The 15,385-nt window shown below is 69.6% G+C and carries 11 protein-coding genes, 1 tRNA gene and 1 pseudogene; 8 read left to right on the top strand and 5 right to left on the bottom strand.

The genetic code is table 11. From position 1 onward, the window contains the following. Positions 1 to 26 precede the first annotated feature (26 nt). From ACZ4W5_RS02515 to ACZ4W5_RS02505, 3 genes are all read left to right on the top strand, one after another. Complete coding sequence (locus ACZ4W5_RS02515; RefSeq protein ID WP_465652290.1) at positions 27 to 815, top strand: hypothetical protein; 789 nt, start codon at positions 27 to 29, stop codon at positions 813 to 815. Between the two features lie 230 nt (positions 816 to 1,045). Next, positions 1,046 to 1,600, top strand: coding sequence for a hypothetical protein (locus ACZ4W5_RS02510; protein ID WP_465652288.1), 555 nt, complete (start codon positions 1,046 to 1,048; stop codon positions 1,598 to 1,600). Positions 1,601 to 2,043: 443 nt separating this feature from the next. Then, on the top strand, positions 2,044 to 4,659 hold the full coding sequence (locus ACZ4W5_RS02505; protein ID WP_465652286.1) for a tetratricopeptide repeat protein: 2,616 nt from the start codon (positions 2,044 to 2,046) through the stop codon (positions 4,657 to 4,659). Positions 4,660 to 5,056: 397 nt separating this feature from the next. Here ACZ4W5_RS02505 and ACZ4W5_RS02500 read toward each other — a convergent pair whose 3' ends face one another. Both ACZ4W5_RS02500 and ACZ4W5_RS02495 read right to left on the bottom strand, forming a co-directional pair. Continuing rightward, positions 5,057 to 6,412, bottom strand: coding sequence for a DUF3631 domain-containing protein (locus ACZ4W5_RS02500; protein ID WP_465652284.1), 1,356 nt, complete (start codon positions 6,410 to 6,412; stop codon positions 5,057 to 5,059). A 299-nt stretch (positions 6,413 to 6,711) separates the two neighbouring features. Then, positions 6,712 to 6,927, bottom strand: coding sequence for a hypothetical protein (locus tag ACZ4W5_RS02495; protein WP_465652447.1), 216 nt, complete (start codon positions 6,925 to 6,927; stop codon positions 6,712 to 6,714). Positions 6,928 to 7,053: 126 nt separating this feature from the next. On the opposite strand from ACZ4W5_RS02495, the gene ACZ4W5_RS02490 reads away from it, so the two are divergent. Together ACZ4W5_RS02490 and ACZ4W5_RS02485 are read left to right on the top strand one after the other, a co-directional pair. Further along, the gene (locus tag ACZ4W5_RS02490; RefSeq protein WP_465652282.1) at positions 7,054 to 7,677 is read left to right on the top strand and encodes a helix-turn-helix domain-containing protein; all 624 of its coding nucleotides are present in this window, start codon (positions 7,054 to 7,056) and stop codon (positions 7,675 to 7,677) included. Further along, positions 7,674 to 9,161, top strand: a pseudogene (locus tag ACZ4W5_RS02485) (site-specific integrase); the annotation flags it as partial. The gene ACZ4W5_RS02490 and the pseudogene ACZ4W5_RS02485, both read left to right, overlap by 4 nt. Positions 9,162 to 9,323: 162 nt before the next feature. Here ACZ4W5_RS02485 and ACZ4W5_RS02480 read toward each other — a convergent pair. Then, positions 9,324 to 9,397: transfer RNA gene (locus ACZ4W5_RS02480), tRNA-Thr, on the bottom strand. Between the two features lie 280 nt (positions 9,398 to 9,677). On the opposite strand from ACZ4W5_RS02480, the gene ACZ4W5_RS02475 reads away from it, so the two are divergent. The 3 genes from ACZ4W5_RS02475 (at position 9,678) to ACZ4W5_RS02465 (ending at position 12,319) form a co-directional block, all read left to right on the top strand. After that, complete coding sequence (locus ACZ4W5_RS02475; RefSeq protein WP_360225707.1) at positions 9,678 to 10,769, top strand: ABC transporter ATP-binding protein; 1,092 nt, start codon at positions 9,678 to 9,680, stop codon at positions 10,767 to 10,769. 180 nt (positions 10,770 to 10,949) lie between these two features. Next, complete coding sequence (locus ACZ4W5_RS02470) at positions 10,950 to 11,393, top strand: hypothetical protein (RefSeq protein WP_360225704.1); 444 nt, start codon at positions 10,950 to 10,952, stop codon at positions 11,391 to 11,393. A gap of 137 nt (positions 11,394 to 11,530) precedes the next feature. Beyond that, positions 11,531 to 12,319, top strand: coding sequence for a nucleotidyltransferase family protein (locus ACZ4W5_RS02465; RefSeq protein ID WP_465652280.1), 789 nt, complete (start codon positions 11,531 to 11,533; stop codon positions 12,317 to 12,319). A gap of 136 nt (positions 12,320 to 12,455) precedes the next feature. Here the strand turns inward: ACZ4W5_RS02465 and ACZ4W5_RS02460 are convergent, their stop codons facing one another. Beyond that, complete coding sequence (locus tag ACZ4W5_RS02460) at positions 12,456 to 14,171, bottom strand: DoxX family membrane protein (RefSeq protein WP_465652278.1); 1,716 nt, start codon at positions 14,169 to 14,171, stop codon at positions 12,456 to 12,458. A gap of 183 nt (positions 14,172 to 14,354) precedes the next feature. Beyond that, a complete protein-coding gene (gene rlmB / locus ACZ4W5_RS02455; RefSeq protein ID WP_360225695.1) occupies positions 14,355 to 15,347 on the bottom strand; it encodes a 23S rRNA (guanosine(2251)-2'-O)-methyltransferase RlmB in 993 nt (330 codons plus the stop codon). Positions 15,348 to 15,385 lie beyond the last annotated feature (38 nt).

Raw genomic sequence — 15,385 nt, 5'->3', positions numbered from 1 at the left:
CGGACACCGCCAGGCGGATGCGCGGGATGCACGCCACAGCAGCAACGGCGTTCGACGCGACGCCGATCGGCTCCCGAGAAGCGTGGGGCTGGCGCGGACGTACCCTCAGCCGTCCAGTCGCCACGGCATCCGGCGAGGGCTGGCTCCGCCTGGTGTCCGCCCCGGCCGACAAGGCCTGCGGAAAGCTCTGGGAGGGACCGCAGGAGGCAGAACAGCTCATGCCTCCTGCGGTACCCAGGCCGCGCCTGCGGGAGCGGCGCACCTGGACCGACGGCGAGTACGGTTACCTGGCAGAGCTATACGACAAGATCACCGCCTCCACCATCACCACCCACGAGCCGATCCTCCGGGAAGCGCCCAACCTGGACAACGCCTGGTGGGACGCACTCAGCACCGCCCTCGACGCCATTGCCACCGTTCCCAGCGACCGGGTGGCGATCCGGCAGGAATACCTGGACCGCGCCATGCCCCAGTACCTGGGCATCCCGATCGACACCAAGGTGCCCGCCTGGACGACCGCCCACGGTGACCTGCACTGGGCCAACCTCACAAGTCCGTCTCTCTCAGTCCTCGACTGGGAAGGCTGGGGCGTCGCGCCTGCCGGGTACGACGCGGCGCTGCTGCACTCCTACAGCCTCCTCGTACCTGACACGGCCGCAGAAATCCGGCGGCAGCTCGGGCACATCCTCGATACCCCTGCCGGGAGGTTCGCAGAACTCGTCGTCATCACCGAACTGCTGCAAACAACCACCCGAGGCGACAACCTCAACCTCGAGGAGCCCCTGCGCAGACGGCTCTCCGAGATCACCAGATGACCGGCTCCCGACCCCTGGTAGAGCGCAGAGCGTTGAGTAGCCCTTGGGATATCCAACGCGACAACTTGCTCCGCCAGGGGCATCGGGCGGCGCGCTTTTCTCGGCCCTCAGGGCCCGGCCGACTGTCCGCCTCGACGTGTCCAACCGGTCCAGGCAGCCCGAAAACACCTGGCCGCTTTTCCATTCATCCCGGAGAATGCCGTCGCATGGGAGCCGATATACATGGCTTCGTGGAGTGCCGGCCCACCTACGGAACGCTCGACGAAGACGACGCGGGTTGGCATGCGGCGATAGACCTGGACTTTTTGTACGGCGGTCGAAGCTACGACGCCTTCGGCTGCCTGTTTGGCGTGCGGAACCACGCCGGCTTCCGCCCACTGGCCGGAGACCGAGGCCTGCCCGCCGACGTGTCGTCCCAGACCCGGCAGGCGTACGAGGCTGCATGGGGCGCCGATGGTCACAGCCCGTCCTGGATCAGCTGGGCGGAACTGGCCGCGGTGGACTGGGACGAACCCGCCGAGGCCGTCGACGAGCGTGTGCAGTGGTACACGCGCACGCCGGACCGGAGCTGGGTCCTGACGGGCAAATCGTTCCGTGGTCGCCACAACAAGCCGGAAGGCGCTGAGTGGGTGGAGGACGAGGTGCTCTTCCGCGTCGTACGAATGGTGCGTCGGGATGCCGTGCCGGAAGACGGCGAGTGGGCACCGGTGTGGAAGGCCATGAGCGTCCTCGCCGATGTCCACGGCGGAGAGAACGTCCGACTCGTCGTGTGGTTCGACAGCTAACCGCATCGCTTGGATCTTTGGGGGGCAGCACTACCGTCATCCGCCTGTAGCTCTCACCGAGGGAAATCCGACCGGGAGCCACCCACTCCGTCAGCGCGCAGGCCCAGGGGGCTCCCGGCGGAGAGCCCGGCTGGTGGCTGTGCGCCCTCGCGCAGCCACCAGCCGGGCCGGGCAGGTCGCGCCAAGGCCGTAGGACCGTCGTACGCGTCAACTTGCTCCGCCCCAGAGAGCGGGCCGGGGTAAGGACTCCTTACCCCACAACTTGCTCCGCGAGGCACGCTGATCAAGTCAGTCCGGGTGACTCACCGGGCAGCCACGGAACCCAACGGCCGTACAGCGACATACACGTTGGATGACCTTCGCCATGCCCCGCCGCTGGGCTGAGCGGTAGTCTCTCGTTCCATCAGCCGCGCCGACTGGCGCGGTGGGGGGTGGGGAGAACCATGCCGGCAAGCGTCACTCGGAACAGAAGGATCGAACGAGCGGGCGTCAACGCACTCCGGGCGCTCCTGGAAGAACATGATCAGATCGTCCAGGAGATCGACGGCGGTAATGACTTCGGCGAGGACATGTTCGTCATGCTCACTCGTGAGGGCGAGCGGACCGGTGCGTCGATCGCCATTCAAGTGAAGAGCGGCGATAAGTACAAGCGGGCGAACGGCTATGCAATCCCTGTTGACGCACATGCGAGTGACTGGAGGAACGCACTTCTGCCCGTCTTCGGCGTGGCCTTCGACATCGGGTCGCGACAGTTGTTCTGGGTCAACCTGACAGAGGCTCTGGAATCATCCGCGGATGCACCGACCTGGATCCCTGTTCCCTGCGAGCAAGAACTCCACGCAGGCAACCTCGACTCGTTCCTAGAAATCGCCCACACATTCGTCGAGAAGCGCTCGAGGCGGCACGCAGGCGAGACCGCACTCCAGGTCACACGGGTCTCGGAAACCTCCAAGCTGGCCCCGTCATGGTTCGTCGGCCGTAGCCAGGAGCGGCGAGCCATCAAGGACAAGCTGACCGAGAGTGGCGCGCGCAGGGTCCTCGTCTCCGGAATGGCCGGCGTCGGCAAGACATCCCTCGTTGATTGGGTCATCGGGGAGCCGGATACACATGCGACGTTCTCCGGTGGCGTGATCGTCGCGGACATGCACGGCTTCTCGGTTAACCGCGAACAACTGGCTCGTGCCGGTAGCGCCTACGCGCCCCTCCTGTGTGCGCTCGGGGTCCGCACGGTCGAGATTCCACGAGACATCGAGAGTCAGGCTGCCCTCTACCACCAAACGCTCGACGGCCTCGGTGCATCTGGCAGTCCGGTACTTCTGGTGTTCGACAACGTAGCCGAGCTCTCGCAAGTCGCCGAGTTGCTTCCCGGAGGAGCCAACCATGGCGTGGTCGTCACTTCACGCAGCCGACTTGGCATCATCGAAGGCGCCGAGACGATCAAGCTTGAATGCCTCGATCCCATGGATTCGGAATCCCTCTTCGGCAAGGCCCTCAGTCCCCGCGACGACCGCCTCCGCGATCCACATCCAATCCGGGAGATCACCGACCTGTGTGGTCACCTTCCGCTGGCGCTAAGCATCGCAGCGGCGATCATGAAAGACGATCCCGACCTTGCCCCTGCCGAGTTGCTGACGGACCTGGCGACTGAGAAGTACCGACTGGACGTCCTGCAGTTCGGAGACACGGCCGTCAGGGCCGCGCTGCACGTCTCGCTCATCCGACTCGATGAGTCCCTGCAGGCCCCGTTTTGCAGGCTATCCATTCATCCGGGCAGCCAGATGTCAGAACAAATCGCCGCCGCCGTTCTGGGTGAGGACTACCCTCAGGCGCGCTCGGTCCTCCGCAGGCTCGGCCAGGCCAGCCTGGTTTCACGCGTCCCTGGCACCTCTCGATGGAGGATGCACGACCTGGTCCATCTGTTCTCTGCTGAACAATGCCGCGCAACCATCTCCGAGGCAGAACGGCAGGTAGCGTTCGGCCGCGTGGCTGAGCTCTACGACCAAATCTCGGACGATGCCAACCTCACGCTGAGAGGAACGCCCAGAGGGAATCCGCCGCGGTTCGACACGGCAGGGGGTGCACTGAGCTGGTTTGACGCCGAATGCGCGAACCTTCAAGCAACGGCCCGGCAGGCCCACGAGTTCGGCATGACGGAGACCACGTACATGCTGTCGATGAACCTCCTGTTGTTCCTTGATCTGAGGGGTCGGGCAGCGGAGGCCCTGCAATCCGCTCAGACAGCGTACGAAGCCGCGCGCCGGGAGCGCGACGCCGAGCGGCAAGTCCGGGCTCTAAACAACGTGGGTACCAGTCTGACCAGCCTGCGCAGGTTCGAAGAGGCCATCCCTACCTTGACGAAGGCCCTCGCCATTGCGGAGAGAATCGGATTCCTCGATGGCCAGTGCGACGCCACCGTTAGCTTGGGCACGGCGGTCCGCCAGCACCGCAGTCCCGCCGAGGCCATTCCGATTCTCACCGAAGCGGTTCAACTCGCCCGGAGAAACCGGGACATCAACGACCTGGGCACGTCGCTCACGAATCTCGGCATTGCCTATCGAGAGGCAGGCCTGCCTGGCCGCGCTGCCACGGCGTACGCCGAATCCATCCAGTACCACCGCGCTTCAGGGGATCGCCGGAAGGAGGCCTCGGCACACGCTGGCCTCGGCACCGCCCTGTTCCAACTGGGCCAACTGGAAGGAGCAGTGAAATCGTTCCAGACAGCCTTCCCGGCATACCGGGAGGTCCAGGATGAATCAGGCATTCACCTCAACTACCTGAATCTTGGCCATGCCCAGCTCGCGATGGGCAAACTGCAAGAGGCCCGGCACTCGCTCCAACTGGCCCACGACTACTTCCGAGACATCTCAAACGAGCACTACGAGGCTGGCGCGCTGACGCTCCTCGGCGCCCTCGAGTGGATGTCCGACAACCCGAGTCGGGCTCAAGTGCATTACACGGCAGCTCTTCGCCTGTATCGCAAACTCGGTGACCAGCAAGGCCTCGCAGCCACAGAAGGTTCTCTCCGAGAAATGCTGGGAGTGTCCACGATCCCCGAGTAACACCTGAAACTCCTCTGGCAGCCGCCCATCCTCACACGGCCACCGCTCGGGTCGGCTACGCCCTCCTGGGTGTGCCACGTGCGTACGACGGCGGTATGGCCGTGGTAGGCGATAGCTTGCCGCCAGGCGGGGCTCCGGGGTAAGCAGTGCTTGCCCCACAACTTGCTCTGCCTGCGACCTCGACCTCCTCCACTGCTGTTCGACTCCCAGGAATTCAGCGCCATTGAGGCCGTGACCACGTCCATCGCCGCCAGATTGGCGTTGCAGTCGTCCCAATCGTTGCATGCCTGGTCACGGTGTTACGGGTGGCGGTTCAGGGACGGCAGAACTCGTTGCGGGGAAGTGACCCGTCCCCGCTCTGAGCTGGGCGGGGACGGATGGTACGACTGGCAGCGGGTCAGCTGCTGGCAGCGGCTTGGGACTCAACGGGCTCGGGGCAGTAGCGGCTCCAGGCGTCGAGGAAACCGTTGCGGGTGAAGCCCTTGAGCTGCACACCGTCTGGGAAGCGGATGTTCGCCGAGCTGATGCCGTAGTCCTTCAGCAGGAGTTGCAAGCCACGGGCGCTCAACCCCGTGGGTCCGTGTTCGGCCCACGGCGCCTCGTGGTCAGCCTTCAAGGCGGTCAGGAGGTGCTCGGTGGACAGGGCGTCCGGGTTGCCACCGGCGGCGAAGACTCGGCGGATGTCGACCAGGATCCTCGTCTTCAATCCACCGTCCTCGTCCTGCCCGGACTCGAACGCGGTCATGGCGCGGCAGGCCGCGCGGGCACGTACCGGCCACTCACCTCCGGCAAGGTCCGCGACCGTCACCAAAGGCTCCCAGGTGTCGGCAGCACGGTCGTCAACCGGCATGGGCGGCTCCATGTCGGTCGCCGCGTCGGTCAGCGGCACCAGCCAGGCGTGAAGGCCGTCGCGCAGCTCGCGCAGGCCCGGGTTGTCCCGGTCGGAGCGGTACGAGGAGACGCGCTCGCCCGGTGCGCGGCGGCGCATGCGGATGACCACTGACCGGTCCATGATCGTGTCCGGGAGGTCGCCGATGCCGGCCAGGGCTGCCATGGCGAAGGTGGGGAACTTGACCACCTTGTGGTCCGGGCCGGTCACCCGCAGGGTGGGGCGATTGCGCTGGTGACCGGCGTTCAGCAGGCCCCGAAGGTCTTCGTTCTTCTCGGCCGCCTTGACGGTGCCGAACATGGTGTCGGCCTCGTCCACGAGCAGGGTCGGCGGCTGGTCGGTGATCGAGCGGAAGATGGCCGCCGAGGACGCGTTGACCGTGATGAGCGGGTCGTGCACGGTCTCGGTGACGATGTCGAGCAGCCGAGACTTCCCACAGCGCTTGGCCGGGCCGATCACGGCAAGACGCGGGGCATGCTGCCAAGCGGGCTGTAGATGGGTGGCGGCAACCCACAGTGTCACGGCGTCCAGAGCTTGCTCGGACGGGAGAATCACGAAGCGAGCTATGGCAGATCGGAGTTCGCAGAGCAGCTCGGCTCCCGGCGATGACGGAGTGATCGGCAGGTCGCCGCTTCCGGTCATCCCGCCGAAGACGTCCGGGTCACCGACCTGTCCCGCCGGGGCACTGACCGGGTCAGCGGTGACCCGACCGGTCAAGGCACCGGGCTCCCGGTCAGTCCGGTCGGTCAGTACGTCGTTCTGACCGACCGCCGGTCGGTAGTGACCGGGTTGACCGGGGACGGCAACGGCGGGCCAGCCCTTCGCCGGGTCTCCCGACGCAGGCTGGCGGGAAGTAGAGTTCACGGTGAAGCTCCTCGCTGGTGCGCACGACCTCGACTGTCGCGCTGCCACCGGTTGAACTGATTCGCTGATCTGGGGACTTCGCCCGGCCCTCGGTGTTCGTAGCACCGAGGGCCATCGCGTTCTCGGCCTGCCGAGCCGACGAGCCGACTTGGCTCAACTCGCAGGCGGATGGAGTGCGTTGCGCCGGTTCGCAACCGGCGGGCGACGCGACGATACGACCGCCCTGACGGAAGATCCACTGCTCCGGTGGCAGTCCTCTCACGGCAGACAAGCTCGTGACCCGACCTGCGGCCTTTTCGTCACGCAGCCGCACCATCCGGCGCGACGTCGATGCCCAGCAGCCGCAGGAGGTCTGCGGTGATCACCCGGTACTTCTTGCCCAACCGCAGCACGCGGCACGGGTAGACGTCCCGCCGCGCCAGTTCGTAGCCCTTGCTGCGGCCAAGGCCGATCGCGCGGTTGGCGGTGTCCAGGTCGATGGCGGCTGGCAACGCAAGCAGCTCCGCCCGGCTCATGCCCGTGAGCCCCTGGTTGCCCGTCTCAGTTCGCACAGCTGTCTCCATTCACGGGGGCAAGCCCCGGTCGGCGGCCCCGGCAAGTCCGGGATCGAGGAGCAGCTTGCATCGCAATAAAGTGTCGATATGACACACAACGAAGTGGAATCTTGGTCGACGCAGGTCACGAGAACCGTGATCGCCGAGGTTCGTAGGTGCCGGAAGGAGCTGGGCATGACCGCGCAGGACCTGGCCGACGCCTGTGACGAGCTGGGCCACCCCATCCCGCGCAACGTCATCGCGAACTGGGAGTCCGGGCGCCGGCTGACCCTCACAGTCCCGGAGCTGCTCGTGCTCGCCAAGGCAGTCGACGCGCCGCCGGCCGCCCTGGTCTTCCCGCTCGGCGGGAGCGCCAACGTGGACTGCCTCCCGCACGAGAGCCGAGACCCGTGGACGGCATTCAGCTGGTTCACCGGCGAGGACCTGGACTTCGGCGACGCGGCCGTGTTTCGCGAGTACGCGAGCGTCGAGCACCGCATCCGGACCGGGCACCACAACGCGTGGCAGCTCCAGTTCTCCGGTGCGAGGAAGGACTGGCCGCACGGCGCCGAAGCCAAGTTCGGCCGCCTCATGAAGGCCGTTCGCTCGGAGATCGTGCCGATCCGGCACCGCATGCGCGAGCTGGGGCTGACTCCCCCACCGCTCCCCAGCCACCTCGCATTCCTCGACACCGATCACAAGGACGACCAGATGAAGGAGGGAACCCCGTGAAAGGCTCCACCTACCACCGCTGCTACTGCCGGGACGCCGACACCAGCAAGCCGCTCGGCAAGGCCTGCCCGAAGCTCAGCAGCCGCAAGCACGGCTCCTACGCGATACGCCAGGAGCTGCCCAACCGCGAGGACGGCGCGCGCCGGTCCTTCAGCCGCTCCGGCTATGAGTCCCGGAAGACCGCCCAGGCCGATCTCGACCAGGTCCGCGAGCTGTTGCACATCCCGGACGCGGACGATCCCGAGGGCCTCGCGCAGATAGCCGACTTGCTGGAGAAGGTCGCCCACGAGAAGGCCCCGCTGCCCGACGTCGACGAGACCCGGCGTCGGCTCGCCTCCGGGCAGGACCTGCAGAACCGGCTGACGGTCGGTGAGTGGCTCGACCAGTGGCTGGCGGGTAAGCGCGGCCGACAGACCGCAATCAGCCGGGACGAGAGCAGTATCCGGCTCTACCTCAAGCCGCGGATCGGCCACATCCGGCTCGACCGCCTTCGGGTCCGGCATCTGGAGGAGATGTTCGCGGCCATTGAGGAGGAGAACGTCGAGATTGCCGAGGCGAACGCCCAGCGGCGGGCCGCCATCGACGAACTGGCGCAGATCCCTTGGAAGGGACGGGAGTTCCGCGCACAGCGCAAGGCTCTCAAGGCTGCCATCGCCGAGATGCAGCCCTTCCGGCGGACCGTCAGCGCATCTACCTGCCAGCGGATCCGCTCCACGCTCCGGGTGGGCCTCAACGCTGCGATCCGGCGCCAGATCATCACCTTCAACCCGGCCTCCCACGTCGAGCTGGAGTCCGCGAAGCGACCCAAGCCGCTCGTGTGGACCGAGGAGCGGATCGAGCACTGGGAGCTGACCGGCGAGCGGCCGTCCCCGGTGATGGTCTGGACGCCGGAGCAGACGGGCCTGTTCCTCGACCAGGCCGCCGGGGACCGCCTGTACGCGTTGTTCCACCTGATCACCTTCCGAGGGCTCCGGCGCGGCGAGGCGTGCGGTCAGCGCTGGGCTGACACCAACCTGAAGGCCGGGCTCCTCACCGTGGCCAAGCAGCTCGTCGTGGACGGCTGGCAGGTCTACGAGGACGACCCCAAGACCGACGCGGGCGCTCGCACCATCGCGCTCGACTCCGAAACAGTGGCCGTCCTGAAGGCCCATCGCGAGCGGCAGCGGGCCGACCGCGAACAGTGGGGCGACGCCTGGGTCGAGACCGGCCGGGTCTTCACCAAGGAGAACGGCGAGTGGCTGCACCCCACCGCCGTGACCGACCGGTTCCGCGAGCTGATCGAGTATGCCGGCCTCCCGCCGATCCGGCTGCACGACCTCAGGCACGGCGCGGCCACGCTCGCTCACGCGGCGGGCGCGGACCTGCACTCGATCAAGGAAATGCTCGGCCACTCCTCGATCGGCATCACCTCGGATACGTACACGACCCTGCTCCCGCAGGTCGACCGGGCGATCGCCGAGGCGGCGGCCCGGCTCGTTCCCCGGGCAAACAGGCCGCGCAAGGATGCCCAGTCCAGCCCGGTATCAGCGACCACCAGGCCATCCGCTCACGCATCGCTCACGCAAACGGCCTCGGACGCGAAGTCCGAGGCCGGTGATCAAGCTCCCAGAAGGCCAAAGCTGCAGCTCATCCGGGGTGGAAACGAGAGCCCCCTGTCGGGTTCGAACCGACGACCCCCGCTTTACAAGAGCGGTGCTCTGGCCAGCTGAGCTAAGGAGGCACGGTGGCCGTCCGCGATGGATCACGGCGGCACCGGGGGCAGTCTACCGGGCCGGGGTGGTGGGGTGGGGGGATATCCCGGGGTTGGCGGGGTGGGTGGGCGTGATGGAACCGATGCGGAAAAGCGGGCTGCGGGGGCTGACAAGCGGTGGAAGCGCAGGTAGCGTCGCCGGGAGTCGGCGCGATGGTGGTTCAGACCACTGACGGGCCGACGGAGACGAACCAACCCCCCTTTACTCGGATCGTCCGGCACGTTCCTGCCGGTGAAGGAGAGAACGACCATGGCTTCTGTCACGTACGACCAGGCGACCCGCGTCTACCCCGGGGCGACCAAGCCGTCGGTGGACGCGCTGGACCTGGAGATCGCGGACGGCGAATTCCTCGTGCTGGTCGGCCCCTCGGGCTGCGGCAAGTCGACCAGCCTGCGCATGCTGGCCGGTCTGGAGGACGTCAACAGCGGCGCGATCCGGATCGGCGACCGGGACGTCACCCACCTGCCGCCGAAGGACCGGGACATCGCGATGGTGTTCCAGAACTACGCGCTCTACCCGCACATGACCGTCGCCGAGAACATGGGCTTCGCGCTCAAGATCGCCGGCGTGAACAAGGCGGACATCCGCACCAAGGTCGAGGAGGCGGCGAAGATCCTCGACCTGACCGACTACCTGGACCGCAAGCCGAAGGCGCTGTCCGGCGGTCAGCGCCAGCGCGTCGCGATGGGCCGGGCGATCGTCCGCCAGCCGCAGGTCTTCCTGATGGACGAGCCGCTGTCGAACCTGGACGCCAAGCTCCGCGTCTCGACCCGCACCCAGATCGCCGGCCTGCAGCGCCGCCTGGGCATCACCACGGTGTACGTCACCCACGACCAGACCGAGGCGCTCACCATGGGCGACCGGGTCGCGGTGCTCAAGGACGGTCTGCTCCAGCAGGTCGACACCCCGCGCAACATGTACGACAAGCCCGCGAACCTGTTCGTGGCCGGCTTCATCGGCTCGCCCGCCATGAACCTGGTCGAGGTGCCGCTGGTGGACGGCGGCGTGAAGTTCGGCGGCTCGGTGGTCAACATCTCCCGCGAGGACCTGGCCGGCGCCGCGACCGACAAGACGGTGACCGTCGGCATCCGCCCCGAGCACTTCCAGATCGTCCCGGCGGGCGGCATCGAGGGTGTCGCCGTGACCGTGAACGTGGTCGAGGAGCTCGGCTCGGACGGCTTCGTCTACGGCACCACCCAGATCGGCGGCGTGGACAAGGACCTGGTCGTCCGTGTGCCCGGCCGCCAGATCCCGGCCCGCGGCGAGACCGTCCACGTCGTGCCGACCGCCGAGGAGACCCACGTCTTCTCCACCAGCACCGGGGCCCGCCTGGGCCGCTGACGCCCTGAGCGCCAGCCCCCGCACGGGGCAGCTGCGGAGCCCGTCGGACCGATCGCGGTCCGGCGGGCTCCGTCCGTACACCCCCACGTCAACACGGTGCAGGGACGAACCCGGACACCCTGTCACTCGATGGCGTGACGGAGGGCGATCCGAGGCCTACCCACCGCTACTCTCCTGAGGGTGAAGCAGCTTGTGCGCCGTATCGGCCAGACCGTCGCCCTGACCCTGCCGGTCGTCCTGGTGACCACCGGCACCCTCGCCGTGACCCGCGTGCCGTGGGCCCCGCCGACCGCGCTCGACCAGCAGGTCGTGGCGGCCTCCAGCGGCGACGGCGCAGGCATCGGGCGGTCGTCCACGGCCGCCACCAAGACCGACGGGCTCGCCCCGCAGGAGTCGCTGCGGGTGGCGCTGCTGGACGAGCTGCGCGCCAAGAACCCGTCCGCCGCGCTGGACCTGCTGGAGCGCTCGATGCGCGAGCAGCCGTCGCTGACGCCGTACTGCACCTCGCTGGCCACCGAGTTGGGCAAGGCGGCGGTCCGCAAGTACCAGGGCGACGTGCAGCGGGCCCGGTCCTTCGCCCGCCCGGTCTGCGACGGCTCCTTCGCGGCCGGCGTCGTCGGCTGACGGTTCCCGGAGCGCTGACGGCTTCCCGGACGGCTGACGGCTCCCAGGTCGGCCGACAGCGTCGTCGGCCGAGGGCGTCGTCGGGCGAGCGGTCCGCCCGAGGCGCCAACCCCCTTCGGGCGCCCTATTGTTCAGCCATGACCGCTGACTCCGGCACCGCCGCCGACCTCACGTCCCCGCAGCCCCAGCAGCCCAGGCCGACCACGACGCCCGTCACCCAGGCCGTGATCCTGGCCGGCGGCCAGGGTTCCCGGCTGCGCCCCTACACGGACGACCGCCCCAAGCCGCTGGTCGAGATCCCGGGGACGGGCACGCCGATCCTCGGCCACCAGCTGGCCTGGCTGGCCGCCGAGGGCGTCACCGACGTCGTGGTGTCCTGCGGGCACCTGGCCGACGTGCTGGAGGAGTGGCTCGACAAGGCCGACCTGCCGCTGCGGGTGCGCACGGTGGTCGAGGCCGAGCCGCTGGGGCGCGGCGGCGGGCTCAAGTACGCGGCGAAGGCGCTGCCGCGCCCGGACGAGCCCTGGTACGCCACCAACGGCGACATCTGGACCCGGTTCAGCCTGCGCGACATGGCCGCCTTCCACCACGAGCGGGACGCCGTCGCGACCCTCGCGCTGGCCCGGCCGCGGATCCCGTGGGGCGCCGTGGAGACCGACCAGTTCGGCAACGTGCTGGACTTCATCGAGGCCCCGCCCTCGCCCTTCCTGATCAACGCCGGCCTGTACGTGTTCAGCCCGGAGTTCGCCGAGCTGCTGCCGGACGTGGGCGACCACGAGCGCACCACCTTCCCCCAACTCGCCCGCAGCAAGCGGCTCGCCGGGTACCAGCTGCCGCAGGGCGTGTACTGGCGGGCGATCGACACCGCGAAGGACCTCACCGAGGCGGCCAAGGAGCTCGCCGCCTACCGCGACAGCTCCCGCTGACGACCGACCGGGCCGTCCCCCGTCCTGAGCCCCGAGGCCCGAAGCCCGAGCCCCGAGGCCCGAGGAACCGCCGAGCAGCAGCACAACGGCCGGGTGCTCCCCCACGGAGCACCCGGCCGTAGCGCGTCCGGCGGCCTCAGGTGGCGGTCGGCGTCCCCGGACGGGAGGACTGCCCACCAGCCTGCCCACCGGCCTGTCCACCACCCTCGCCGCCGGAGAGGCCGGCCAGCGGCCCGCTGCCCAGCACCGGACCGCTGCCCAGCACCCCGCCGAGCAGCCCGGAGCCGTTGCTCGGGCTGGGCTTGGGCGCGTTGCCCGAGCCGCCGGGGGCCGGGGTCCGCTGGGCGGGCGCGGAGCCGGACCCGGCGGACGGGGCGGCGGGCGCCGGGGAGGAGCCGCCGGTCTCGGGCTTGCCGGAGTGCTTGCCGCTGGGCGTCGCCCCGGCCGACTTGGCGGGGGTGGGGGCGGTGGACGGCGTGCCGGCGCTCGGCGTGGGGGTGGCCGGGCGAGGGGCGGCGGGCTGGGTGGACGTGCCCTGGCCGCCGGGCGCGCCGGACGGGCTGCCGGACGGCCAGACCGGGGTGCCGTAGTCGCCGGACGGGCGGCCGGGCTCCTGGTGCGGGCGCCCGCCGGTGCGGACGGCCGCGCCGAGCATCGAGCCGAGCAGCAGGGTGAGGCCGACCACGACGGTGGTGACGACCGCGCCGCGGCGCAGCACCCGGCGGCGCAGCGCACCGGGGGCGCCGGTGCCGATCCGGCGCCAGGCCTCCAGGTTGAGCCGTCCGTCGAGCGAGGCGAACGGCGCCCCGGCGATCAGCAGCGGGCTCCAGGCCGCGAGGAAGATCAGGTCGGGGGTGTCGTAGACCGGGACGGCCCGCCAGCTGACGGTGAACAGCAGCGCGGCGGAGAGCAGCATGGCCGCCCCGGCGGCGAGCCGCTGCCACAGGCCGAGGACGGTCAGCACGCCGACCACGATCTCGGTGAACGACACCACCAGGCCGGCGCCGACGGGGTGCGCCATCGCGAAGGCGAGCAGCGGCTCGGCGACCTTCCACGGGTGCAGCGAGGAGAGCCAGCGCATCATGGAGCCGCGCTCGCCGCCGTCGAAGTACACCGGGTCGCAGAGCTTGCTGAACCCGGCGTAGACGGAGAGCGAGCCGAGCACCGCGCGCAGCGGCAGCAGCACCAGGCCGAGGTCGACCCGGCGGCCGGGGTACCAGGGCTGCTTGCCGTCGGCCGCCGCGGCGGCGGAGACCTCCGGCAGTTCGCCGCTGGGGGTCCAGCCGTGCGGCTCGCCGACCGGGCCGACGCCCGCGTCGGTGGCGGTGCCGCTGCCCTCGCGCGGCTGGCGGGGGACGGTCCGGGCGCCCGCGTAGGCGGGCAGCACCTGGGTGTCCGCGTCGTCGGGGCCGGCGCCGCCGGGCGTGCCGTTGGTCCGCACCGCTTCCAGCAGCCGGGTGGCCGCGAGGTCGCCGGGGGCCGCCTGGCCGGTCCAGGTGACGGCGGTGACCCGGCCCTTGCGGCGCTGCGCGCTGCCGGCGCCCCCGCCCCCGGCACCGGCCAGCGCCGGGACGGCGGAGGCCGGTACCACGACCTGCGGGGTGACCAGCGGACGGCGGATCAGGCCCTGGTTGGCGTACGGGTCGCCGAACGCGGCGCCGGTGGACAGCAGTCCCGCCGGAGCGTCGATCAGCGGCGCCACCGGGGTGCCGAGCCGGAGTCGGAAGCTCGCCTGGGTGCTGCTGAGGCGCGCGGGGTCCGACGGCACCTTGACGGTGTCGATCCCGGGGCCCGCCTCTATCCCGGTGCTGCCCCCGCCGAACAGGGGGCGCCGCGGTGTTCTGGTGTCCACGTCCACGCCCGTCTAACCGGGTGACGGCCGCTTAGGACACTCTCCCGAGTGGATGTCCGGCGCATACTTGAAGTGATCATGAGAAAAGCGATCGGACCCGGTCGGGCCCGATCGCTTTTCACTCGGATCGCGGAGAATTCAGAAGATCTCCTGCGGACGGGGGTCCGTCCGTGCTTGCCGGAATCAGCGCTTGGCGCGCAGGCGGGCGGCCTCGTACAGCACGATGCCCGCCGCGACACCGGCGTTCAGCGACTCGGTCAGGCCGCTCATCGGGATCCGGACCCGCATGTCGCAGGTCTCGGAGACCAGGCGGGACAGGCCCTTGCCCTCGCTGCCCGCGACGATCACCACGGGGCCGGTCAGCAGCTCCAGGTCGCCCAGCTCGGCCTCGCCGTCGGCGGCCAGGCCGACGACCATCAGGCCGGCCTTCTGGTAGGCCTCCAGGGTCCGGGTCATGTTGGTGGCACGGGCGACGGGCAGCCGGGCGGCGGCACCGGAGGAGGTCTTCCAGGCACCGGCGGTCATCCCGGCCGCACGGCGCTCGGGGATGACCACACCGTGCGCGCCGAAGGCGGCGGCGGAGCGGACCACGGCGCCGAGGTTGCGCGAGTCGGTGACCCCGTCCAGCGCGATGATCAGCGCGTCCTGGCCGGCGTCGGCGGCCTCGCCGAGCAGGTCCTCGGGGTGGGCGTACTCGTACGGCGGGACCTGCAGCACCAGGCCCTGGTGGTTCATCCCGCCGGTCATCTGGTCCAGCTGGGCGCGCGGGGCCTCCATCAGCGGGATGCCGCGCTCGTTGGCGGCCTGGAAGGCGTCGCGCACCCGGTCGTCGGTGTCGATGAACTGCTGGACGTACAGCGCGTTGGCCGGCACGTCGCCCTGGAGCGCCTCGACCACCGAGTTGCGGCCGAAGACCAGCTCGGCGCTGCCCGCGCCGCCGCGGCCGCCCCGGCCGCCGGCACCGGCCCGGCGCATGCCGGCCCGGGCCTTGGCGTCCCGCTCGCGCTTGATCGCGGCGTTGGCGGCCCGCTGCTTGGGGTGGCCCTTGCGCGCCTCAGCGGGCGGGGTCGGGCCCTTGCCCTCCAGTGCCCTCCGGCTGTGCCCGCCGGTACCGACAGACGCACCCTTCTTCGATCCGGGGTTGCGGCGGTTCCTGCGCTGGCTGTTGCCGGCCATGGCTGTACTTCCTGTCTGTCCGGCATGCCCGGCCGCTC

The sequence above is a fragment of the Kitasatospora sp. NPDC029367 genome (assembly GCF_055569135.1).
Note: the sequence above shows the minus strand (reverse complement) of the source record. Positions and strands in the feature narration are given on the sequence as shown.

Bases quoted from the DNA above. Each gene is read 5' to 3' on its own strand.
- ACZ4W5_RS02515 (WP_465652290.1), top strand. From the start codon at position 27: ATGCACGCCACAGCAGCAACGGCGTTCGACGCGACGCCGATCGGCTCC.
- ACZ4W5_RS02465 (WP_465652280.1), top strand. From the start codon at position 11,531: ATGACCGCTGACTCCGGCACCGCCGCCGACCTCACGTCCCCGCAGCCC.
- ACZ4W5_RS02490 (WP_465652282.1), top strand. From the start codon at position 7,054: ATGACACACAACGAAGTGGAATCTTGGTCGACGCAGGTCACGAGAACC.
- ACZ4W5_RS02495 (WP_465652447.1), bottom strand. From the start codon at position 6,927: ATGAGCCGGGCGGAGCTGCTTGCGTTGCCAGCCGCCATCGACCTGGAC.
- rlmB (WP_360225695.1), bottom strand. From the start codon at position 15,347: ATGGCCGGCAACAGCCAGCGCAGGAACCGCCGCAACCCCGGATCGAAG.
- ACZ4W5_RS02475 (WP_360225707.1), top strand. From the start codon at position 9,678: ATGGCTTCTGTCACGTACGACCAGGCGACCCGCGTCTACCCCGGGGCG.
- ACZ4W5_RS02505 (WP_465652286.1), top strand. From the start codon at position 2,044: ATGCCGGCAAGCGTCACTCGGAACAGAAGGATCGAACGAGCGGGCGTC.